We start from the raw sequence: 22,313 nt of genomic DNA, 5'->3' as shown, positions 1-22,313 counted from the left end.
TTGACGCCTCCTTGGTTGTCTGTTGGTGGGGTAAACCCCACATCACAATTGGTCTGCTTCGTACTTCTCGATCATGTAGCGCAACAGGTCCTCCCTCAGGGTGAGCAAGGCCTTGTACTCCTTGGAGCCGTAGGTCTCCGCGGCGGTAAGAAACGCCGTCCACCAGGGCAAAACAGCCCCCAGCACACCGACATCCGAAGAGTCCGTGCCCAGGGTCCGGGCCACGGCGCTGCCGATCTCTTCGGGGGTGGGCGTGTCCGTGTCCACAAGCTTTTCCACGATCTGCGTCAGCCACACGTTGAAATCCAGGTTGGCCGGGGGATCGATGTTGGGAGGCTGGGTCTCGGACTTCACGGGCTGGAATTTCGCCGGGATCCGGCTCACAAAGGTCACCCGGTACAAAATGCGCCAGCAGCCGTTTTCGGCCACCGACGCCTGCCTCAGGGCCACGGCGTTGGCATCCACGCTGTTGTGGAGCCAGTTGGGATCCATCACCGTAGAAAACAGAGTCTGGAAATTTTCCTCGGACGGGGTGAGGTAGAAGGCAAGGTACCGGTAGCCGTCCACCTTGCCCGGTGCCAGCTCGGTGGTCATGCCGTCGAGGTGGGGGTTGCCGCCCTGCTCGCTCACGATGGGAGCCACCAGGGTGCTCTCCGCATTTGCCGAGCAGCTCAGGTCAAAGGACTGGGACGCCTCCTTGGCCTTGGTGGCCGTCTTTTCCAGGCTGACGCTGAACATCAGGTCAAACTCGGCCAAGGGACCGATGGGCTTGTTGATCTTGGTCTCCACAAAAAGCCCGCCCCCGTTGTCCACCAGCTCCACCCCGGAGAAGGTCTCCGAATAGGTGTCCATCACCGAGGTCTGCTCTGCGTAGGTGGCCCCGCTGGACGACCAGACGTAGGTGTTGACGATATTGCGGTTGGAGATCTTGCGGGACCAGTCAAAGGCCGGGTTGTCCTTGATCTTGGCCGTAAAGTCCTCGATGGTCATGCCGCCGTCTGTTGCAAACTGCTCGTAGTAGCCCTCCAGCTCCTTTTCCTTGCGCTCGATCTTGCGCTTGAGGGAGTATGCCTCCACAGGCTTGAAGTAACTGCCCCGGACCAGATTGGCGTCCGGGTAATCCGGATCGTTTTCCAGGCCGATCTTGCCGTCCAGGGTGCCCTGCTTGATGTAGCGGTTGTTGATGGGAAAGGGGATGAGGTTCATGTCCTCGGGGATGTCTTCGTTGGGCACCACGCTGTACCGTACAGGGGTGCGGGTCCCCTTGATGGCCAGCATGTAGAGATCCGCTGTGCCGGACTTGACAATGGCCACCCCGGCGTTGTCCGTGATAAACCGCAGTCCCACGGCATCGTTGACCATATCGGAGATGCTCTCCCAGGAGCCCCCGGGCCGGAAGGCGCTGATCTTGCTGATGGAGGTCCGGTTCTTCAGGGAACTCTCCTGGATCGTGGAGTTGGCCAGTTCAAAACTGTGCTTGCCGCCCCCGGAGATCCCGTATTCGAACAGGGTGGTCTCCGCCTCCACGCCCAGGCCCACCGAACTCTTCACATCCCCTTCGCTGATGATGCCCAGCTTGCTTCCGAAGGTCAGACGGGAGCCGTCGTTCTGGGATGCGGAAAAGCTGTACTCCACCTCGCTGGCCTCGGTCATATCCACGGAGGTGGCCCCGGCATAGTTGCTGTTGTCCGAGGCGGGATAATTCCAATACGGGAAGGTCTGGTTCTCGCTGGGCAGCGGGGGCGCTCCTTCGATGAACCCGATGACCGAGGGCTTGGTCTGCACCTGGCCGATGTAGATGGTGTCCAGGTCCCCCACCTTGAACCCGGTGTAGAGCACCTGCTGGCCGCTTCCTTTGTCCTCATAAATATAGGCCCGCTTCATGACGCTGAACACATCGCCGTAGGCGTTGACCTGGAGATCGCTGTACTCAATCACCGAGGGCTGCCCCGTGATGCGGGCCAGGGCCAGGGTCTTGATGCCGTTCAGGGCATTGTAGACCACGGGCGCCTCATTGCTGATGGGAGCGTCCGAAGCAATCCAGGCCGGACCCGTGGCAACATCTGCCGGAACAAAGGTGCCGGTGTTGCCGCGGCCGGTGCGGTCCCCCACCTCCAGGCCCGACCCGCTGTCAAAGCGCCAGTAGGCGGCCAGGTTCGTCTCCGCGCCGGAGAGGGTCCGGTTCATGTTGTCGGAGATCTGCTCCCCTGTGAGCTGGGCCTTCCAGATCCTCACCTCGTCCATGCCCCCCTTGAGGGGGTACCGGGACGCATTGCTCACCAGGGAGGTCCCCAGGGTGAAGGTGCCCTGGTCGCCGTAGCCGCCCAGATCCGCCACGGGCACGTGCTCCACGTTGGACTCGCCCCCGTCCACGTAAAAGACGGTGGTGGCGATCTCCGGGAAGAGCTGCCACAGCTCCCCGCTGGTGATGGTGGCGTTGTTGACGTCCTTGCTGTCAAAGGCCGTCTGCCCCTTCATCTCGGAGAAACGCCAGTAAGAGATCAGGCCGTCGGAGTTAACGGGCGGACGGTGGGTAAGAAAGGCCTGACGGATCTCATCGGCCTCCAGCACCCGGTTCCAGAACCGCACCTCGCCGATCTTGCCGTGGTAGATCTGGTTGAGCTTGGGGGAACCGCACAGGTAGAGGTGCTCATCGGACTCCCTGGTCTGGACCGGCTTGTCAAAGTCCTCTTTTTTAAAGGAACCGGACAGGGCGCCGTCCACGTAAAGATCAAGGTAGACCCCGTATTTCTGGGGTTTGGCCGGCTGCCCGTCCACGTACTCCTGATCGATGCTCCGAATCTCGGCGGTGGCCGTCAGGTAACCGGTCTGCCCGCCCGCGATGGCCGAAGAGGCCTTGACGGTGAGGGTGTGGGCGGCATCCCCCGACTCAATGGAGAGCTCGAAAAAGGCGGTACCGTCAGGGTAGAGCCCCAGGGTGTAGCTTCCGTTCTTGGAGGCGATGATCCGGTAGATCCCCGCCTCTTCAGCCGGTTTCACCCAGGCTTCCATGGCCCCTTTTTCAACGATCTTCAGGCTGGAATCCCCGCCGCAGTCCACGTAGTTTTCGTCGATCATCTCAAGGCAGAAGCCCTGACGGAAGACAAAGGCCGAATGGGTCCAGGCCTTGCTGCCGGTGTCCTTTGCCACCAGGGCCTCCTGATCGTTGGCCGCAAAGGGGCTCATGAAGAGCCCCCCGTCCTGGCTCCAGGAGGAGTTGTCCAGGTTCTGGTAGGTGCCGTTGTATTCGGAACCCAGGTAACTGGAGTTGCTGGCCACCATGGTGTCCAGGCCGTCGTTTAAATTCAGGCAGACCAGGGGCGGGTTCACCACCTGGGAGACCCCGCTTTCGGCCAGGCGCTCCATGGAGATGGGATCCAGGGCCCGGGGCCAGAGGGCGAGCTGATTGATCTTCATCTGCATGCCGGTGTCCAGATACCCGCCTCCGTAGAGCGTGCCCAGGGAATCCGTGAAGTTCTGGGTCACCGTGGCCGAACCCTGGTTCTTCCCGTCCACATAGAGGATGATCTCCACCTCGGTGTCGCTGACGGTGCGCAGGGTCATGCCCACGGCCGTCCAGGTGTCGGTGGGGGCCGACCCGGAGATCCTTTTTGTTCCGGCAAAGGAGACGCTCAGGCTGCCGGAGGTATCCGAATAGACCCGCAGGTACTCTTTCACCAGCTGGTTGGTGGTCATGCCGAAGAGGTCGCCGTCGTCCCGGGCCGACGAATCGATGCGGACAAAGCCGTGGAGGGTGATGTCGTTGGGCGTGCCCTCGTTGAGGATGATGGAGGAGTAGACCGTGGTGCTGGCCCGAAAACTCGGCACATACCAGTTCTCGTACCCCATCATGTACTGAAAGTCCTTGTCCGGGTTGTCCACGTTGCCGTGCACATGGTAGCTCAGCAGCTTTGAAATGGTCTCCCCGCCCGTGGGGGGAACAGGACGGCCCCAGGCCTCCAGGGTGACATCGCCGTCAATGGCCAGCACCTCACTGGGCATGTGCCCCCTGGAGACATCAAAGGAGACGTAATTGGGGGACGAGGTTGTTTTGTTGACCTCCAGGGCAAAGCGGTTGGGCTCTTTGATCCATCCGCCGTCGGTCCCCTGGGTAAGGGCCGGGGCCTGGGCGGTGTTTTTCACCACGGCCACGGCGCCGTTGGTGGGCGTGGTGTCGGCCACGGCGGCAAAAAGCCCGGAGCCCTCGGAGAGCACCGTTACATCTGAGCCTTTCTGGCTCTTGCCCTGCTGCTGGATGGTGGCAGTGGTCTGGGTGAGGGGGACGACCCGGGATTCGGAGTCGATGTTTCCGGTGAAAAACTGGGCAAAGAGCATGGCCCCGGCAAGGATGTTCTCGGTGGGGGCCTTGCTGTCCTGATTGGACACGTGGGCCAGGAGCCCGTCGGTGACGGCCATGACCCAGGGCGCCACGTTGGCCAGGTACCCGTCGGGATAGTGGCCTGCCTCCCCCTGGCCGTTGAGCAGGAGCGCCATCTCGTTCTGGTCCCGGCTGATCCCTGGAAACGCATAGCTTGCCCCACCGGCCGTGACGGTCATGTCGCAGTCGGCCTGGCCTGTCCCGGCGATTTGCACCGCAAAATCGCTGATGTGGCTCTTCTGGACAAACACGGTCAAAAGGTTCGAGGCTTCGGCCCTCAGGCTCAGGCTGGCATCCAGGTACTGGACGTCGCAGTTGGAAAAACCGGCATCGCTGTAGTCGTAGGAGGAGGCGCTGCCGTTCATCACGTCCACGAACTGCCTGGCCCCCACGGGCACTGCGGTCCAGGCCTGGGTGATGGACTGGCTCCCCGAGGGGTTTGCGGCCCAGTGATCGGGGTTGATAGTAAGGTTGACGTTCACCGTGCCCGGGACAGCCGAGGCGTTGTCGAGGATCTCCACCGAGCCTAAGGGCAGCCCGCTTTCAAAACGGGTCATAAAGACAAAGTGCTCCGGGGAACTCGCATTGTCCGAAGGAGCCCAGACGCCGGGATAAAGGCCCGCGTAATCAAAAAACACCGTGGCCCCGGAACTCAAGGTGCTGTCGTTGGGCGACCCCGAGGCATCCCCTGCAAAGACCGCCACCAGACGGTCCAGGGACCTCGGGACCCCTTTCCAGGTCTCGGTGGTACCCGACACGGTATGGGTCATGGTGACATCGCAGTGTGCCGTGGAAAAGGAGTTGGCAACAGAAATCGTGGCGCTGTTCACGTAGGAGCCCGGCCGCACGGCCATGAAGGTGACCAGGCCCTCCTGGCTGTCATGGGCGGCGTCCGCGGCCCAGTTGGCGTAAAAGGAGGCCCGGGAGGTGTCCAGGGCGTAGTGCGCCACGGCAAACTCATCGGTGTCGTGGTCGGCATAGTAGAGGTGTACCAGGCCGTCTGAGCCCTCCATGAGATAGGGAGACGATGCCGGGGTCAGAAAATCCGCCACCCCGGCGTAGATGCTCAGGTTGTCCTTGTCGATGACCAGCTCCCCGGTGGTGTTCGTGCCCAGCGGGCTGTTGGACGGTTCCAGGGTGGCGCCGTATACTTCGCCTTTCACCGTGGAACCCGAGGTGCTGTTGGGCGTCACCGGCGGCGACTGCCCGTAGTCGACCTCGTTAAACTCAAAGGAACAGACCTCGCTTCCGCCCACGGAAACGACAGTCCTGTCGATGAGCCCCACAAAGCCGCTTCCCTGGGCGCCGATGGATGAAAGGGCCGTACCCGACGGCTCGGCATCGGCAGTGACATCGCTTAAGGGAGCCCCGCTGCTGTTGATCGTCAGGGTAAAGGGGTTGGCCCCCTTACCACTGTAGGTCACCTCCACATGGAACCAGTTGTTGACCGACACCAGGGGCTGAAGGGTCTGGCAGGAGATGCGCTTCGTGCCGTCACCGAATCCCACCTCCAGCCGGGCACCGTCCACCAGGGCGAGGTAGGGGGCGGAGGATGCCTCGGCGCTGGCGTCGATGCTGCCGATGATAAACTGCTTTCCCGCGGTGGCGGCCTTGGGATAGATCCAGGTGTTGAACTGAAACGCCCCCCTGATCTCCAGGGGGTTGGGCGAAGGAGAAGCAAGCCCCACCCGTGCAATGTCGCTGAAAGCAAGGGTGTAGTTGGCTTCGCTGATGAGGGAGGCCGTCAGCTCGTCCGGGATATCGGCCAGGGTCCCGGCCGCCGACACCGCAGAATCCACCAGGGCCGTGGAGACCGTGCCTCCGTGGGTCCCTGCAAAGGCCATCATGAACCGGCCGGAGCGCTTAACGGAAGACGTCTCCCCTTCGGGGCCCACCACCTTCTCCTGCTTGGTGTAAAAAGAGGCGGCCGGAGCGCCTGTCACATCAAAGGAGACATCCGACCCGTTTGTCACCTTCACCGAAAAGCTCTTGTCCGGGTGCAGCTTGTTGTCGGTGCCCACGGTTTTCCCGGTGAGGTCAAAGAGGTTGTTTCCATCGGCGGGAATGTTGTAAAGGTCGATTTTTTTGGAGGTGTTGTTGAGGACGGTGAACTGCCAGCAGAACCGATCCGAGTTCATCACGGGCAACAGAGAGACGTCAAACTCCCCTGCGGTCATGTCCGTCACCATGCTCAGCTCGATGGTGGGCTCAAGGAAGGGCTTGCCCTCGGGGTCCAGATACGCCTGGATGTCTTTTTCGTTGGCCGGCACATCCTCCTTGCCGCTCTTTTCAAAGCGCACCTCCCAAGCTGGCTGGAGGGAAAACTCCGTGACGTCGGGGTCCCGCCGCGACGGGCTGCTCACCAGGGTAAACCGGTTCACGTAAAGGGTGCCGTAGGTGGACTGGCGAAAAATGGAGATGTACTTCTCGTCGGAGACCACGCGAAAAGGAGCCTCGGCAGGCGAAATGGACAGGGACTCGGATTCGTCCAGGGTGATCAGGCTCATGCCGGCGGGTCGAAGCTGTTTGGTGAACACGACGGGCTTGAAGCCGGTCCAGTCAAAGGCGTCGTTTTCAGAGGTGGTCTGCAGGTCCAGGACGTTGAAAAAGATCTCCTTGGAGCTCTCATCCGTCGTGTTCCTGTTTCCAAAAACCACGACCCGGCCCAAGTACGACAACGTGACAAGATTCTTGAAATAAACCGCCATGCCTTTGCCCTCCATAGAAAGAGTCCGACGTTGGGTTGTGGGTGTGCGTCGCAACAGTCCCGGCGCGTGTCGGCGCAGGGCAACGGCCGCCACCATGCCCCACGCACCGGCGAATTTCGCGAACAGATTATTTTTTTGGGGTATTTCGCACTGTAGAACAATGAATCCCATCCCGTAAGTACCACCGTGGGCAACAGGGACCGACCCGCCACCGGCAGCCCCCCACCCCTATCGTACCGGGGCGAGGAGCCTTCATGGCAAGGCATCAGGAAAGTCTGCCGGGAGATTTTTTATCTTAATCCGGGATATAAAACCGCAGGGTTCATTAAGGCTCGCGGAGAATTTCGCATCAGACATATTATCCGCGAAACAGGGGACACCGAGCGCCCCCAGCGCTGCAATAGATAAAGCAGCATTTAAACAGGTTGGACACAAAAAGCCACAGGACATTGAAGCGAACTTAACTATTTCTCGTAAGCACTAACATAGATTATTTAACGAATCAATCATTAATCGCAGACAGAAATCAAATGCGTCATTCACGTTATATTTCTGGAATACTCACAGGACCCGTCGGGCATCGGCAGCAGCTATCACCCATGAAGGAACATCCCTCAAAAACAACAAATCCGGCAAATCCCTGACATCTGAAGGTCAAGCAATAAGAAAGTTAACTATTCAGGACACACCATTGCCCCATACTGAGTTAACATGTTAGTTTTATGAGCACATAAAAAAATGACTCTCCTGCCTTCATCAAGGAGAGCCAAGCAAAAAACACCACAGGGAGCCGCATCCATGACAACGACACAGAAGATCTTGCTTGCATCGGGTATCTTCCAGTTTGCACTGGCGCTTTTTCAAGCAGGGCTGGCCTTCTCCCCCTCCCTCAGTCTCTATTTCGGAGCCCCGGAGACCCTTGTGGGCAATAAAACCGCCCTGATAGGAGCGAGTTTTTTCGTGAGCGGATTCCTGATCCTGTTCGGGTTCTACGCCCTGTCCGGGGCCGGAACCGTCAGACGCCTGCCCTGGTTGCGTCAGATGCTGATCATCATCAGCGGAATCTATATCCTAAGGGGCCTTGTTCTCATTCCCGAGGTTCTCGTCATTGCAGGGGTTGTGGTGACCTCCATCCCCATCGCGCCAAGGTTCGTGGTCATGTCCGCGGCCGCCCTATCCGTGGGAGGCCTCTTTGCGGCGGGCACCGTCGGTGGCTGGGCCACCCTCAGTCCCGGTGGCGATGCGACTCCATAACCGCCACAAAAGAGTCCAAGACGCTGGCACCCCCCTTATCTGCCCAGACCGCCGCCACCTCAATCTCCGGTAAGGATTCCACGATGGGGAGGTAGGTCACCCCTTCGCGCCCCAGGCGACGGGTGGACTCCGGCACCGGGCTCACCCCCATGCCTGCGGCCACAAGGGCAATGGCCGTAAGGCGCCGGTTGGTCTCCTGCACCATGCGGGGCCTCATCCCGGCCCGGGTAAACGTTTGAACGATCTCGTCATACAGGGCCGGCAGGTTGTCTCGCTTGAACATGACCAGGGGCTCGTCGGTGAGCTCCCCCAGGCTGATCTTTGATCGCCTGGCCAGGGGATGCCGGTCCGAGAGGGCCAGAACATAGTTTTCCTTGATGTATGTTTTCTTGCAGAGCCCGCTCAGGTCCTGATTGTGGTACCGGATAAACCCGATATCCAGACTCCCGTTCCTTACCGACTCCAGCTGGCAGGAAGTGGTCATCTCCTTGAGCTCCAGCCGAACCTTCGGAAACCGTTGCTGAAAGTCCAGGATCACCTCCGGCAACAGGCTCTGGTTGATGATCACCACAAAGCCGATGGAGAGCGCCCCCTCCTCACCACGGGCCATGGCTCGCACGGTATCGCCTGCCCGCTCCAGCCTTTCCAGGATAGCTCTTGCCTCTTCCTTGAAAAAAGTACCTTCCGGGGTCAGGGCCACCGACCGACTCGTCCTCTCAAACAACTTTGCCCCGAGCTCTTCTTCCAGCTGCTTGACCTGCTGGGACAAGGGGGGTTGCGAGATATTCATGCGACGGGCCGCGTTGCCGAAATGCAGCTCCTCGGCCACGGCCAGAAAGTATTTCAGTTGCCTCAGTTCCATACAAAATTACTCCTTCGCTCCCTTAGAAACCGAGAGAGGTTGCCTCAAGGGAAGATCGATTTGAAATTCATATGAATCACTACACAAACATATATTAGACGTATCAATACACCACATTGTATGTAAGGAAGCAACCCAACCTGGATCTTTCATGAGAAAACCATCGAATCCTGGCGATGAGATAAAGCGCGACATCTGCAGCCCTTACGCCTTGACGATGGAAACACTCGACTCGTGAAGTATCCGGGCAAGACCATGAAACGAGGAAGACAAAGATGAGTTATTCACACACTGCCACACGTTGCTGTTTTCTCCTGGGACTTGCCGTTGCCCTGACGTCCTTCTCCACGGCCTGCCGTGCCGACGACACATCTCCGGCCCCACGGGCACCGGCTGCGAAGATCTCCTTTACCAAGGCAACCCAGGCCCCCCCGTCTGCCGTCACCATGGATCGCCGCGGAAACCTCTATATCGCCGACCCGGAAAACGGCCAGGTGATCCTGATGTACCCCGATGGCTCGCAGATCCTTTTTGCCATGGGCCTTCGGACCCCCACAGGCCTTGCCATGGACGCCAAGGGCAGGCTCTATGTGGCCGAAGGTTCCCACGGCACCATCCAGTGCATCTGCCCCAACGGAACAAAAACCCTGGTGGCCGAAGGGCTGAGCAGGCCCACGGGCATTGCCGTGGACCGGGACGGAAACCTCACCGTGGCCTGCCCCGGCAATGGATCCATCGCCAGAATCAAGGGAGTCGGCGCCGTTGTGGAAGGTGCTCTGTAACGAGGTGCCTTGAGGCCCGGCCCCGGCCTGTGTTAAGGACTGAAGAAGGGGTGCCCCGTAAACGGTACGGAAAAGGCACCCCCCACACCACAACGCCAGATACGCACAGGACACCATGGGGCCGGGAGATAAAAAACTCAAAGAATTGAAGGCAAGGATGGACGCCCTGGGAATCAAACCCGGAGACATCGAAGAGACCTTCATCCGCTCATCGGGCCGGGGCGGGCAACGCCTCAACAAGGTGGCCTCCTGCGTTCACCTGAAGCATCGTCCCACGGGGATCATCGTCAAATACGGAGCCAAGCGGTCCCAAACCCTCAACCGATTCCTGGGGCTCAGGCTCCTTGTGGATAAAATCGACGAGACCCTCCACGGCACATCACGGGTTGATGCGGCAGCCGAAAAAATCAGGCGCCAGAAACAGAGACGAAAACGTCGCAGCCGCTCCAAGACCACCCCCTGATACCGTAACCCCGAGGTTCACTCCCCTCCCGGCGGCTCCCGTCAAAGCAGCCCCCTTCACCGCATCATCATTGAAAATTCCTATCGGTTTTCAACAGAACATCAATATAAGCATTTTGACTTCCCTTCCCGAGTTTCCTATTTTCCTTCCCATTCCACGGGCAATTCCCCTTTAAAACCACGTGCAGCAACCCCACCGGTCCCCAGTCCGAAAGCGGGTTCAGCTGTCTCGCATGCGCCCAAAGGGGCAGTAGAGCCCGAAAAAACAAACACCCCGCTTTATCCATGTGAGACAAGGACCAAAGCACCATGACCGGAGGCATACCGATGAACACCCGTCCCCTTGCACGAACCCTTGCCAGAACAGCCATGACCACCCTGATCGTGGCCCTGTGCCTGGCATCCGCAGCCTACGCTGCCCCCAAAAAGATCCCGAGCCTTTACATGGGATACATCTTCACCACGCACCACACCCCCCTCATGGTTGCCGCCGACAGGGGAGATGCCTTCAAAGAATGCGGTGCGTACCTTGCCCCCATGGTGCCCAAGCAAAAATACAAACTCATGGCCGCGGACGGCACCCCCCTTGCCGTCATCAACTTCATTGTCTCCAAAAACGGATCCGAGACATCCACCCTCTTTGCCATGAACCGCCTGGATCTGGGTCTTGCCTCAAGCACAGCCTTCATGAGCGGCATCGACAAAGGCACCAAGGTCAAGATGCTCTGCCCCCTGCATGTGGACGGCCTGAGCATGGTCTTTCCCAAGGGAAGCACCATCAGCGGGTACGACGAGGTGGCTGCTGCCATCAAGGCCTCCAAGGTGCCCTTTAAAATCGGCTACCACTCCCCCACCAGCGCGCCCCGCATCGTCTTTGAAGGAGCTCTTCGGGAGGCGGGCTTCACCACCACGGGCAACCCCAACAACATCGACGCCGACATCCTCATGGTGGACCTGAAGTCCACAGCCAACCTCATCCCCGCCCTGGTCAGCGGCCAGGTGGACTGCTGGGTTGGCCCTGCCCCCCACCCTGCCGTCGCAGAGTTCCGCAAGGTCGGCCATGTTGCCCTCAACTCAAGGGACCTGCCCCCGAAAGGCCAGTGGACAGACTTTCCCTGCTGCGCCCTGGGCGCAAGCGACAGCCTCATCAAATCGCATCCCGCCGTGGTCCAGGCCATGACAGACCTCCTGGCAGCTTCCGCCACCTGGTGCAATGCCGAGAAGGCGGAAACCGCTCAGATTTCAGCAAAATGGATCGGCGTGCCCGCCAAGGCCGTTGAAAAATCGTCCATCATCTACACCACGGATCCCACGGAAAACTGGCTGAAAGGAGAAGATGTCTTCCTTGCCATGCTCAACCGCATGAACAAATTCCGCGGCGTGCTCAAAGGGGAGGATTTAAAGAGCGCAACGCCCCTCCTCTATGACTTTTCCTTTGTCAAAAAGTAAGCATTCGGGTTGCAACAGGCCTTGTTCCCAGCTTTTCGGGACAAGGCCTGTAACGATATAGCTCAAAAAACAGCACCACGGCCCTTGGTGAGATGTCTGGAATCAACATGAAAAAAAACGTCATATCCCTTTCCCTGCCCTTTCTGGCACCGACCCTCTTTGCCCTGGCCTGGGCCTTTCTCTCCCAGCGGATCGCCAACCAGGTCATCCTGCCGGGCATGGACCAGGTGGCGGGGCTTCTGGCCCACCCCACCCATGATCTCATCAGCATGGGTTCTCTGATAGACAACGTCCTGGTGAGCCTCACACGCGTGCTCATCGGGTACTCGGCGGCGGCCCTCATCGCCGTGCCCTTAGGGATTGTCATGGGGTACTACGCCCTTGCCTTTCGATTTTTCAACGGGTTCTTAAACCTCTTCCGGCCCATCCCTCCCCTGGCCTGGGTCCCCCTGGTCATGGCGTGGTTCGGCGTCTCCAGCCTGGCCACCCTCACGGGAGTAGAGACAGGCCAGCTCTTTGTGACCCTGAACAACATCACCTTTGCCATGCTCTTCATCATCGCCATCGGAGCATTTTTCCCCATCCTCACCGCCACCATCCACGGGGTACGGCATGTCAACCCCACCCTCATCGACTCGGCCAGGGTGCTGGGGGCAAGCGAGGCCCAGGTGTTTACCCGGGTGCTCCTTCCGGCTGCCATGCCGTCCATCATCACCGGGATGCGCATTGGCCTGGGCATCGCGTGGATGTGCCTTGTGTCCGCAGAGATGCTCCCGGGCTCCCTGTCAGGCATCGGCTACATGATCACCCACGCCTTTACCCTGGCCGCAACCGATATCGTCATCGCGGGTATGGTCTCCATCGGCGTTGTGGGGGCCCTGATGGACAGGCTTTTTCACCACATTGAAACGCAAAAATTCAGCTGGCAAAGGCAGTCCAACCCATGACCCACCTACCACAGAACATCGTCACCATAGAGAACCTGTCCAAAACCTTTACCACGAGGCGCGGAGAAACCGTCACAGCGGTCACCGACATCAACCTGGCCATGGAGGAGCACTCGTTTACCTGCATTGTGGGGCCTTCGGGGTGCGGCAAGTCCACCATCCTGCGCATCGCCTCCGGCCTTGAAAAGGCCACCGAAGGCACGGTGCACTACCGCGGTGCCCCCGTCATCAAACCGTGTGAACACATCGGCCTCGTGTTCCAGGAGTACTCCCTGTTTCCCTGGCTCACGGCCCGTGACAACGTGGCTTCGGGGTTGAGGTTTGCCGGTGCGGACAAGGAGACCCGCCACGGCAGGGCCATGGAGTTCCTTGACATGGTGGGCATGACACCCTTTGCCGGTGCCTACCCCCATGAGCTGTCCGGGGGCATGAAGCAGCGGGTGGCCATTGCCCGGGCCCTGGCCACCAATCCGGACCTGTTGTTCATGGACGAGCCCTTCGGCGCCCTGGACGCCCACACCCGCATCCTCCTGCAGCAGGAGCTGCTCAATGTCTGGGAGATGACCCGCAAAACCATTGTCCTGGTGACCCACAGCGTGGACGAAGCGGTCTTCCTGGCCGACCGCATCGTGATCATGACCGGAAGCCCGGGAAGGATTCGAAACACACTGGACGTGGACTTAGAGCGCCCACGGCGCCGCTCCATGCCCCGATTCGGAGAGCTGACGGACCATATCCTCAAAGAGCTGGAGCCCGAGCGATAAGAGGTCAAGAGTTAAGCAACATACCGCCAGCGGCAAGGTATGCCACATTGAAAGCTGGTTGAGAACCGTCACCGGTATCGCCTGAATCATCACAAAAAAAGCCGCACCCTTTTTCTCAAAGGGTGCGGCTTTTTTTGTTTGTCTTGGGGCGTTCCGAGGAGGAGTGCTTATCCTCCAGAGGTGTTTGCGGGCTCAGGCAGTTCAAAGGCCTTTTTCTCTTCGGTAAAATCCTTTGCACCGGCCCTAATAATTACGAGATTATAAGAAAGCAATACAATCAGTTACCATCAGAACAATCAGATAGTTCAAAAACACAAAATGTAACTCTCGGTTATCTCACCCTTCGGGCAATCCATGGAAACAGCGGAAAGGTTTTTTTTCGCAGGCGTTGAGAACGCTTCGAGTAACATGTTAAATTAAATACAAGAATACACCACCCCCATTCATCAATACACTGTCACCACATCTCCTACGGACTCATGGCCGAAAAACAGCTCGTGAACCACACGAAGACGCCATTGCCGCAGGGCAAGGCCATCCCTTGCCTCTTTCAAAAAATAAGGAGCCCCTATGAACAGGCCGGAAAACAAGCCCCCCGCCAGTGACGACTGCGGATGCCCGATCCCGGAAAAAAATGGCAGCCATGAAAAAACCATCAACCTGGCCCTCCAGGGTGGCGGGGCCCACGGTGCATTCACGTGGGGCGTCATGGACCGGATCATTGAGGACGGACGATTGAGAATCGACGGGTTGTGCGGAACAAGCGCAGGGGCCATGAATGCTGTGGTGTATGCCTACGGCAACATGGTCGGAGGGGACGACGGCGCCAGGCAGGCGCTGTACGACTTCTGGAAAACCATCAGCGACACCGCCCGCATCATGAGCCCGATGCAACAGGCCCCCTGGGAGGCATGGAGCGGCACCTGGAACATGGACACCTCGTTTTCATTCAACATGTTCGAGCTCATGACCCGGGCCTTTTCTCCCTACCAGTTCAACCCCATGAACATCAACCCCCTGCGGGATATCCTCGACAAAGCCGTGGACTTCCAGGTACTGAACCGCTGCCAGGAGACCAGGCTGTTCATCAGCACCACCAGGGTCAGGAGCGGAAAAGTCCGGATATTTACCACCGATGAGATCACCCTGGATGTGGTCATGGCCTCGGCCTGCCTGCCCCAACTGTTCCAGGCCGTAAAGATCAACGGCGATCACTACTGGGACGGCGGCTACATGGGCAACCCGGCAATTTTCCCCCTGTTTTACCATACCGACACCCGGGACGTGGTGATCATCCACATCAACCCCATGGACCGGGAAGAACTCCCCACAGACGCCAGCGACATCACGGACCGCCTGAACGAAATCACCTTCAACGCCTCCCTGCTCAAAGAGCTGCGGGCCATCGCCTTTATCACCAAACTCATAGAAGAAGGCTGGCTCAAAGACGAGTACAAGGGCCGCCTGAAGCACATGCTGATGCACTCCATACGGGCGGACAGGATCCTGTGTGACCTGAAGGTCTCCAGCAAATTCAACAGCGACTGGGGATTCCTCACGGACCTGTTCAACCGGGGCCGCGCCACCGCAGAGACCTGGCTCTCGGAAAACTATGAGTCCATCGGAAAACGGTCCACCGTGGACTTAAAGCACGAATTTTTCGACATCGGCACCGATCACGTCGGGTAGCCCCCCCCCTTGCGAGGAGACCTCCTGCTGCTTTTTCATAAAAAAACAGGTTTATTCCATGACGGGTTCTAAGGTATTGAAGAAATATGCGGGTTAAATCAGGCGAATCCCCTCTTTGTTTCCGAGGGGTGTCGCCCGCACAGCCATACAGAGATAAGCCGGGCCATCTGCGTCCGGATTGCCAGACAGGACACACGCAACAACGGAAGGAATGACAGTGGAAGTAAAGATTGCTGACCCATCGGATATCGAAAGCACGCTCCGCCTTCATTACAGGTACCAGGTTGACTCCATCGACGAGGCAGATAAAAAGGACGGCTTTGTCACCACCCCCTTTACTGAGGCCCAACTGGACGCGTTGATCACCCGGGAACAGGGGCTGTTCATTGCAAAGGAGGAGAATGAGGTGGTGGCTTACGCCATGGCGGCCTCCTGGGAATTCTGGTCGGTATGGCCCATGTTCGCCCACATGATCAAAGGGCTCCCCGAGCTGACCTACCACGGCCGGGTGCTGAGTGTGGACAACTCCTTTCAGTACGGTCCCATATGCGTCGATAAGCGCCTCAGGGGCCAGGGCGTCCTGGAGAGCGTCTTTCACCTCATGAAAGAGACCATGGCAAAACGGTACCCGGTGCTGGTCACCTTTGTGAACAAAAACAACCCGAGGTCCCACGCGGCGCATACGCGAAAGCTCGGCCTCGATATCATCAACGAATTCGAATTCAACGCCAATCACTATTATGAGATGGCCTGCGAGATACAGGCATGACCGACGTACGCACAGCCATCGCATCGGATCTTGGGGCTTGGCTCGCTCTGGCCCGGGAGGTTGAGCCGCTCTTCGGGCCCATGGCCGACGACGCCTCGTTCCAAGCCGCATTGAAGCAGGCCATCAAAGACGAAAGTGCCTTTTGCCTTCGGCTGGAGACGGACGCCCCCCTTGCCGGAGGCGTTGTCATCTCCCCGGCCACCAACGAGGTCGCATGGCTTGCCGTTTCTGGGGCCCATCGGGGAAGAGGCCTTGGTGCGGCCCTCCTTGAAAAGGCTCTGGCCCGCCTCAACCCAGAAAAAAACATTGTCGTCCAGACCTTTGACGACTCGGTACCCGAAGGGCGCGCCGCACGGGCCCTCTACGCCCGCTTCGGGTTTGTCGAGCGGGAAGACGGCGGAAACAACCCGGCGGGTCTGCCCACGGTCATCATGGAACAGGCTGGGATACCTGGGCGCTGAAGGCCTGCGCCGGGCACCGGCAGGCCTGGTACCTGAAGGGAGCAAAGGCGGCATGGACGGGCCGTGACAATGCCGCCTCCCCAAAGGATCAACGCCCTTGCACGGATCAACTCTCCGTAAGCGACGTCCCGGCACCCATCAGTCGTCCCTCAGCGCATTGACATACCCCAAAAACTCTTGTAAATATTTATAAAATCTACACCCATCCTCACGCAGAGCACCTCATTTACTCCTGCAGTTCTTAAGAATACCAAAGGCATTGAACCGCATCATCCCGGCCATCGTGGGGATCCCCAAGGGTCCCATGCCCTTCACAAGCCACCCTTCCAGAAAAGAGACGAACAGCGATGAAACGAACAAAAAACATGTCACCCATCGGGTTGATGGCGCTCCTCTCAGTCCTTGCCCTGTTCCTGGCCCATACCCCCGTAAAGGTATCGTCTGCGGAGACAAGGGAGCTGTCCATGGCCCAGCGGCTAAACGGGCAATGGGTCAGGCAGGACGCACCCTATCGGCTTTCCATCAGCGACATCGGCCCCGACGGGGCGATGCATTCGTCCTACTTCAATCCCCGAAGCATCCATGTCCACAAGGCGAATTGGACTGTCCGGCAAAACAGGGTCCATCTGTTTATTGAATTTCAGGACAGGCACTACCCGGGATCACGTTATTTTCTGAAATACAACAAGGAGAAAGACGCCCTGGAAGGGGAATATTACCATGCCATCCAGAACGCCACCTATGATGTCGCCTTCGTGAGGCTGCTTGCTCAATAGCGCCCGTCCCCTCGTTACCAAGTTGCACCCGTTGTCCGTTCACGCCCTGGAATGATGTGCCGCGAACAGATGCGCTGTCCTGTATTCAAGGCACCCGCTTTGCCCCGGAGGACTTTCTTGCTGACGCCCCTCCCTGCACCCTCCGGCACCCCACTTTCTTCAGCATGCGCTGCCCGCGTGATGCTTTCAGAATAAGACCGTCGCCACAGACATAAACGATCATCCGAAGCACAGGAGGATGGACCATGAGCAGGCACAAGTTGTTGAACGTGGTTGTTGCCTTGAGCCTTTCCGTGTTGTTTTGTTGCGGCCCGGCCAAGGCCAAATCCAAAGCGATCATCCACGACGCCGAATACTACGTCCTGGAAGCGCAGCACGGTGAAAAATGGGCCACCGAAGACGAAGAGCTGGACAAGAAACTGGCCGAGTTAAAGGAGAAACACGGCACCCCGCCCAACATCATCCACATCATGTGGGACGACACCGGCGTTGGAGAAGTCGGAGTTCCTCAGATCCAGAAAACCCGCGGCTGGGAAACACCGAACATGAACAAATTCTCGGCCGAGGGGATCTACTTTGCCAGGATGTACACCGAGCCCTCCTGCACACCGAGCAGGGCCGCGGTAATGACCGGTCGGCACGCCGTGCGAAACGGCATGTACAATGTGGGGTTCCCTTACGAATACGGCGGGCTGGCTGCTGATGAGGTGACCATGGCAGAGGTGCTGGGCCAGGCCGGGTACGCCACGGCCTTCTACGGCAAGTCCCACTTAGGGGATGTTGAATCGAGCTACCTGAACAAGCAGGGCTTTGACGAAGCACTATGGGCCCCCTACAACCAGGTCCCCAGCATATACACCCCGGACTCGGAGCGGGCCGGTGCCATCCGACCGGGCACACTTAATGACGGGATTATCCCGGACGACCCTTACGACATCGACAAGGGGTGGAAAGTAAAGGGCTACATCTGGGCCCTTGAAGGGGTGAAAGACGGACCGGTGAAGGAGTGGGGAACTCCCCCCAACCTGAAAGACTACATCGCCATGGACGGTGAATCCCAGAAACGGCTCAGCGTGTTCATGAAAAAAAATGTAGAGGCAAAAAAACCCTTCTACGCAGCGTACTGGCCACAAATAACGCCCTTCACCGGATTCCCTGAAAAAGTTACTGTCTCAGCAGGTTTTTTACAGGAAGCGCTGGCACGCCTTGATATCTATATCGGTGAACTCATGGAAGAGCTAAAAACCTTAGGTATCGAAGAGAATACCTTAGTCATTATTATGGCCGACAATGGCCCCATGACGCACAACGGTCCCCCAGGCATGGTGGAGACCCTCTATCGCGGGGGCAAGGGAGACTTCCTTGAAGGGGGGGTACGCGTCACCGCCCATGCCCGATGGCCAGGTGTTATCGAGCCGGGCCAGATTGTGGGGGATATCATCCACGAGACCGACCTGTTCACCACCTTTGCCCGTCTCGGGGGGGCCACGAAGTACATCCCCACGGACCGCATCATCGACGGGGTGGACCAGACCGCGCTCTTTTTAAACGGCGACTCCCACAGCAGGCGGGATTACGTCTTTATCTACACCGGTAACGAACTCGCCGCCACGGTCAAGGGCCGCTACAAGCGGGACTGGCGCAACGCCGTACCCGGCCTCAGCGGGCCCGAATTCTACGATCTCTACAACGACCCCCGGGAAGTCTCCCCCATGATGCTTCCATTGTTCCCCACCAAAAGCATGTTCAACATCATGAAGACCCGCCACCTCATGATGAAATCAGCGTACCCGGACAAGAGGCAAAATCGCGACTTCCCCTTCAAAAACATCGAAAATGCACGGCCCGAGTCTGTTGAAGCGTCCAAACCCCGCTTAGATCCCAAAAAGCTTCCCTTTGACCCGCGTGAAGCCATCATGCAGGTCCCCGAGTGGGATAACCTCGACCGAAGCTGGGGGGCCGGTAATTAACCGGGCGCCTTGCCCAAAAACAAAAACCGATACATGGGGTATCCCATAAACAAAAAAAGCCTCCGGCTCTTGTGCCGGAGGCTTTTGCATGAGGGGTTTGCCCAAAAGGGCTCTTCACCGTGCCCCTACTGCCCGTGCCGGTAAATGATATACTGACGCCCCTTGATCTTTTTCCCGGCAAGGCCTTTTTCGGCCTTGTGGGCCTCGCTGCGACGGATGGCCACATACGAATAAAAATCAAAGCAGTCGATCTTGCCCACGGCCTTTCCCGGGATGCCCACATCCTTGGTCAGGGCCCCTAAAATGTCCCCGGGCCGGAGCTTGCTCTTTCGCCCGCCGTTGATGGACAGGGTCACCATGGGAGAGGCCGGAGCCTCGCCGTCGATAGCTGGAAGGGCTGCGGCATCCAACGGCTCGAAACCGGTTTTCTGCATGGCGTTGATCTCCTTCAGGCGAAACCTCTCCTTGGGGGTCAGCAAGGAAAAGGCCTGCCCTTCCTCCCCGGCCCGCCCCGTGCGGCCGATGCGATGGACATACACCTCGGTCTCAAAGGGGAGGTCGTGGTTGATCACCGCATCGAGTCCTTTGATGTCCAGGCCCCTTGCCGCCACGTCCGTTGCCACCAGAATGGGGCAGCTTCCGTTGGAAAAGCGCACCAGCACCTCGGTGCGCTCCTTCTGGTCCATGTCCCCGTGAATGGAAAGGGCTGAAAACCCCTTCTTTTGCAAGGAGGAGGCAAGGGCCTTGCAATGCAGCTTGGTGTTGCAGAAAACAAGGCACGACACCGGATTGTAGGCCGTCAAAATCCCGGCCACGGCCTCGGGTTTGGCGTCCCAGCTTGTTTCATAGAAACGCTGGCAGATAGCATTTTCTTCATGGGCAACATCCACGGACACGTGCTCTGCCTCGGTCTGGAATCTGCGACTCAGCCCCAGGATGGACTCCGGAAAGGTTGCCGAAAAAAGAAGGGTCTGACGCCTTCCCGGCACATAATCCATGATGGCGTTGATACTCTCTTCAAAGCCCACATCAAGCATCCGGTCCGCCTCGTCCAGAACAAGGGTGGTGAGATGCTTCAGGGAAAGGGTCCCCCGAAGCAGGTGCTGCTCGATGCGTCCCGGGGTCCCCACAACGATATGGGCCTGGTGCTCCAGGGAGACCTGCTGGGGCCGGAAGGGAACGCCACCGCAGATACTAACGATCTTGATGTTGTGCCTGAAGCGGGCGATGCGTCGCAGCTCGCCTGCCACCTGCTCGGCCAGCTCCCGGGTGGGGCACATCACCAGGGCCTGCACCCTGAAACGTGCCACATCAAGGTTATGGAGCAGCCCGATGCCAAAGGCAGCCGTCTTGCCGCTCCCTGTCTTGGCCCGGGCCAGAAGGTCCCTGCCCTTCAACACGTGGGGCAGGCTCGCGGCCTGGATGGGGGTCATCTCGTCATACCCCATGGTCCCCAGGTTCTTGATCATCGATTCGGTCAACGGCAAGGCCGTAAATGTGCTCATGGGAAATCCCTGTCTAAAAATAATCCAAAGGCCCCCTGGAATTCATCACCCCGGGGATGCCACCGGTTAAAAGCCTTGCAGGTAAATCACAGATTTAAACAAAAAGCCATCCCACACAAAAAGGGACCGTTTTTTTTTACAACGCCAACGGCGGGGTATTCACCCGAAACACGGACGAATCTCCCTTATCGATCAAGCCGCAGGTTACTAACCGCGTCCCCATGTGGAGAAGGCCTCGCCAAAAAGGGCAGAGAGCCGACCTTGACGAAACAACAACCTTCGGCAGGTCAATTGACTTTCCATCCGAAACATGAAATAATCCTTTAAATCCAACATATACAAGCCTTTTTCACCCAACACCCTTCCATACAATTATAAGCGCAGCTGGCAACCACACATCCGCCAGTGATCCATCCAGAATCTACAGCCCCCACGGGGCGCCCCGATATAAAGGGACCGTCAATTCGCGAATCTGCAACCCTTAGCCACCACGACGGCCCTGTAACGCGCAGGAACAATCTACAGCAACCTTGCAAGGGCATCCAGAAAACGCCCTCCGGTGCGAAGCATCTGCATAAGCCACCCCGCCATGGACCGAATCCATGGGCCGGGAACACCTTTTTGGCCATGACGGCCAACGACCTATGGAAAAAACAACGCCATCTCTGTGGCCTTGATCACGTGAACCGCATCATCAAAATGACAGCATACCGACCATGCATTCTGGTACTTATTTTTGCAGGGATCCTTTGCTCGGGCCCTTTGTCACCGGCTTCCGCCCGGTGGAGCGGCTCCATCGGCACAGGCTTTTCCCGGCCCCAGAGAAGCGGGGACCTCGGGCTGGGAACCCAGGGGTTCGGTCCCGTCCTTGTGGATGTGGACCTCTCCCCAAGTGATTTCGATGATGTGACAGACACCTCCTTCGGCATCGACCTCGCCCTCAGCGACGGCACATGGATGGTGGATTTCTCCCTTGACCTGCTCGACCTTGAAGACAATGCCCCGGAGTTGCTGTCCGACGGCGTCACCATCCGTTCCAACATGGGCTTCGACACCATCTCCGTGGAACTGACCGTGGGGCGCAACGTCTACGAAAGTCGATGGGTTGACCTTGGGCTCCATGGGGGCCTTCGCTACGACCGCCAGGAACTTTCGGTGGACCTTTCCCAAGGTAACGACACCGAGCGGACAGAAGCGGACGAGTCTTGGTTGGACCTTCTGATCGGCGCATCGGCAGATGTTCCGTTTGCAGAAAAATGGCTCTGGAGTAACAAGTTCAATGTGGGATTCGGGGGCTCGGAAGGGACCTGGTTTGCCTCCACCGGCGTCACCTGGCGCTTTCACGCCCACTGGTCCACCGAGGTATATGGAGAGTTCACAGCCGTTGATTATGAAAACGGAGGCAGGGAAAACACCGACTGGTACCGTTATGATGTGGATGAATTTACCTGGGGAGCCAACGTGCTGTTCCACTGGTAAGGCGTCCACTTAGTCATAAACCGAAGAGGGGCCCACCCGCCCCTCTTTCTCAGGTGCT

15 protein-coding genes are annotated in these 22,313 nt (G+C 58.5%); 12 read left to right on the top strand and 3 right to left on the bottom strand.

The window, feature by feature from the left end:
• Positions 1–42: 42 nt before the first annotated feature.
• Positions 43–7,086: a LamG-like jellyroll fold domain-containing protein gene (locus ACOYW0_RS19930; protein WP_482415530.1), complete on the bottom strand. Its 7,044-nt coding sequence runs from the start codon at positions 7,084–7,086 to the stop codon at positions 43–45.
• A gap of 798 nt (positions 7,087–7,884) precedes the next feature.
• Here ACOYW0_RS19930 and ACOYW0_RS19925 point away from each other — a divergent pair.
• Positions 7,885–8,340, top strand: a complete 456-nt coding sequence (locus tag ACOYW0_RS19925; protein ID WP_482415529.1) for a hypothetical protein — start codon at positions 7,885–7,887, stop codon at positions 8,338–8,340.
• Here ACOYW0_RS19925 and ACOYW0_RS19920 read toward each other — a convergent pair.
• Entirely contained in the window at positions 8,312–9,202 is an 891-nt protein-coding gene (locus ACOYW0_RS19920; protein WP_482415528.1) for a LysR family transcriptional regulator, read from the bottom strand. The genes ACOYW0_RS19925 and ACOYW0_RS19920 overlap by 29 nt on opposite strands.
• A 275-nt stretch (positions 9,203–9,477) precedes the next feature.
• Between ACOYW0_RS19920 and ACOYW0_RS19915 the strand changes: the two genes are divergently transcribed.
• The 10 genes from ACOYW0_RS19915 to ACOYW0_RS19870 all read left to right on the top strand — a co-directional run bounded on the left by ACOYW0_RS19915 (position 9,478) and on the right by ACOYW0_RS19870 (position 19,271).
• Positions 9,478–9,984, top strand: a complete 507-nt coding sequence (locus ACOYW0_RS19915; RefSeq protein ID WP_482415527.1) for an NHL repeat-containing protein — start codon at positions 9,478–9,480, stop codon at positions 9,982–9,984.
• Between the two features lie 115 nt (positions 9,985–10,099).
• A complete protein-coding gene (locus tag ACOYW0_RS19910; RefSeq protein ID WP_180143966.1) occupies positions 10,100–10,447 on the top strand; it encodes a peptide chain release factor family protein in 348 nt (115 codons plus the stop codon).
• A 326-nt stretch (positions 10,448–10,773) separates the two neighbouring features.
• Positions 10,774–11,895 carry a CmpA/NrtA family ABC transporter substrate-binding protein gene (locus tag ACOYW0_RS19905; protein ID WP_482415526.1) on the top strand — a complete coding sequence of 374 codons (1,122 nt, stop codon included), beginning with the start codon at positions 10,774–10,776 and terminating at the stop codon, positions 11,893–11,895.
• 107 nt (positions 11,896–12,002) lie between these two features.
• Complete coding sequence (locus ACOYW0_RS19900) at positions 12,003–12,842, top strand: ABC transporter permease (protein ID WP_482415525.1); 840 nt, start codon at positions 12,003–12,005, stop codon at positions 12,840–12,842.
• Positions 12,839–13,606 (top strand): ABC transporter ATP-binding protein, encoded by a 768-nt coding sequence (locus ACOYW0_RS19895; RefSeq protein WP_482415524.1) that lies wholly within the window; start codon positions 12,839–12,841, stop codon positions 13,604–13,606. The genes ACOYW0_RS19900 and ACOYW0_RS19895 overlap by 4 nt, the downstream gene beginning before the upstream one ends.
• Before the next feature lie 570 nt (positions 13,607–14,176).
• Positions 14,177–15,295 carry a patatin-like phospholipase family protein gene (locus ACOYW0_RS19890; protein WP_482415523.1) on the top strand — a complete coding sequence of 373 codons (1,119 nt, stop codon included), beginning with the start codon at positions 14,177–14,179 and terminating at the stop codon, positions 15,293–15,295.
• A gap of 217 nt (positions 15,296–15,512) precedes the next feature.
• A complete protein-coding gene (locus ACOYW0_RS19885) occupies positions 15,513–16,064 on the top strand; it encodes a GNAT family N-acetyltransferase (RefSeq protein WP_482415522.1) in 552 nt (183 codons plus the stop codon).
• Entirely contained in the window at positions 16,061–16,525 is a 465-nt protein-coding gene (locus ACOYW0_RS19880; protein WP_482415521.1) for a GNAT family N-acetyltransferase, read from the top strand. The genes ACOYW0_RS19885 and ACOYW0_RS19880 overlap by 4 nt, the downstream gene beginning before the upstream one ends.
• 347 nt (positions 16,526–16,872) lie before the next feature.
• Positions 16,873–17,301: a hypothetical protein gene (locus tag ACOYW0_RS19875; protein WP_482415520.1), complete on the top strand. Its 429-nt coding sequence runs from the start codon at positions 16,873–16,875 to the stop codon at positions 17,299–17,301.
• A 245-nt stretch (positions 17,302–17,546) separates the two neighbouring features.
• Positions 17,547–19,271 carry a sulfatase-like hydrolase/transferase gene (locus ACOYW0_RS19870; RefSeq protein ID WP_482415519.1) on the top strand — a complete coding sequence of 575 codons (1,725 nt, stop codon included), beginning with the start codon at positions 17,547–17,549 and terminating at the stop codon, positions 19,269–19,271.
• Between the two features lie 125 nt (positions 19,272–19,396).
• Here ACOYW0_RS19870 and dbpA read toward each other — a convergent pair whose 3' ends face one another.
• Positions 19,397–20,776, bottom strand: coding sequence for an ATP-dependent RNA helicase DbpA (gene dbpA, locus ACOYW0_RS19865; protein WP_482415518.1), 1,380 nt, complete (start codon positions 20,774–20,776; stop codon positions 19,397–19,399).
• 699 nt (positions 20,777–21,475) lie between these two features.
• On the opposite strand from dbpA, the gene ACOYW0_RS19860 reads away from it, so the two are divergent.
• Positions 21,476–22,255 carry a hypothetical protein gene (locus ACOYW0_RS19860; RefSeq protein WP_482415517.1) on the top strand — a complete coding sequence of 260 codons (780 nt, stop codon included), beginning with the start codon at positions 21,476–21,478 and terminating at the stop codon, positions 22,253–22,255.
• The last annotated feature ends 58 nt before the right edge of the window (positions 22,256–22,313 follow it).

This window comes from Desulfoluna sp. HI9BLuna, from assembly GCF_056829775.1.
Note: the sequence above shows the minus strand (reverse complement) of the source record. Positions and strands in the feature narration are given on the sequence as shown.

Coding starts and splice junctions, on each gene's coding strand:
- ACOYW0_RS19900 (WP_482415525.1), top strand. CDS start 12,003: ATGAAAAAAAACGTCATATCCCTTTCCCTGCCCTTTCTGGCACCGACC.
- ACOYW0_RS19880 (WP_482415521.1), top strand. CDS start 16,061: ATGACCGACGTACGCACAGCCATCGCATCGGATCTTGGGGCTTGGCTC.
- dbpA (WP_482415518.1), bottom strand. CDS start 20,776: ATGAGCACATTTACGGCCTTGCCGTTGACCGAATCGATGATCAAGAAC.
- ACOYW0_RS19910 (WP_180143966.1), top strand. CDS start 10,100: ATGGGGCCGGGAGATAAAAAACTCAAAGAATTGAAGGCAAGGATGGAC.
- ACOYW0_RS19925 (WP_482415529.1), top strand. CDS start 7,885: ATGACAACGACACAGAAGATCTTGCTTGCATCGGGTATCTTCCAGTTT.
- ACOYW0_RS19930 (WP_482415530.1), bottom strand. CDS start 7,086: ATGGCGGTTTATTTCAAGAATCTTGTCACGTTGTCGTACTTGGGCCGG.
- ACOYW0_RS19860 (WP_482415517.1), top strand. CDS start 21,476: ATGACAGCATACCGACCATGCATTCTGGTACTTATTTTTGCAGGGATC.
- ACOYW0_RS19920 (WP_482415528.1), bottom strand. CDS start 9,202: ATGGAACTGAGGCAACTGAAATACTTTCTGGCCGTGGCCGAGGAGCTG.
- ACOYW0_RS19875 (WP_482415520.1), top strand. CDS start 16,873: ATGAAACGAACAAAAAACATGTCACCCATCGGGTTGATGGCGCTCCTC.
- ACOYW0_RS19890 (WP_482415523.1), top strand. CDS start 14,177: ATGAACAGGCCGGAAAACAAGCCCCCCGCCAGTGACGACTGCGGATGC.
- ACOYW0_RS19870 (WP_482415519.1), top strand. CDS start 17,547: ATGAGCAGGCACAAGTTGTTGAACGTGGTTGTTGCCTTGAGCCTTTCC.
- ACOYW0_RS19895 (WP_482415524.1), top strand. CDS start 12,839: ATGACCCACCTACCACAGAACATCGTCACCATAGAGAACCTGTCCAAA.
- ACOYW0_RS19905 (WP_482415526.1), top strand. CDS start 10,774: ATGAACACCCGTCCCCTTGCACGAACCCTTGCCAGAACAGCCATGACC.
- ACOYW0_RS19915 (WP_482415527.1), top strand. CDS start 9,478: ATGAGTTATTCACACACTGCCACACGTTGCTGTTTTCTCCTGGGACTT.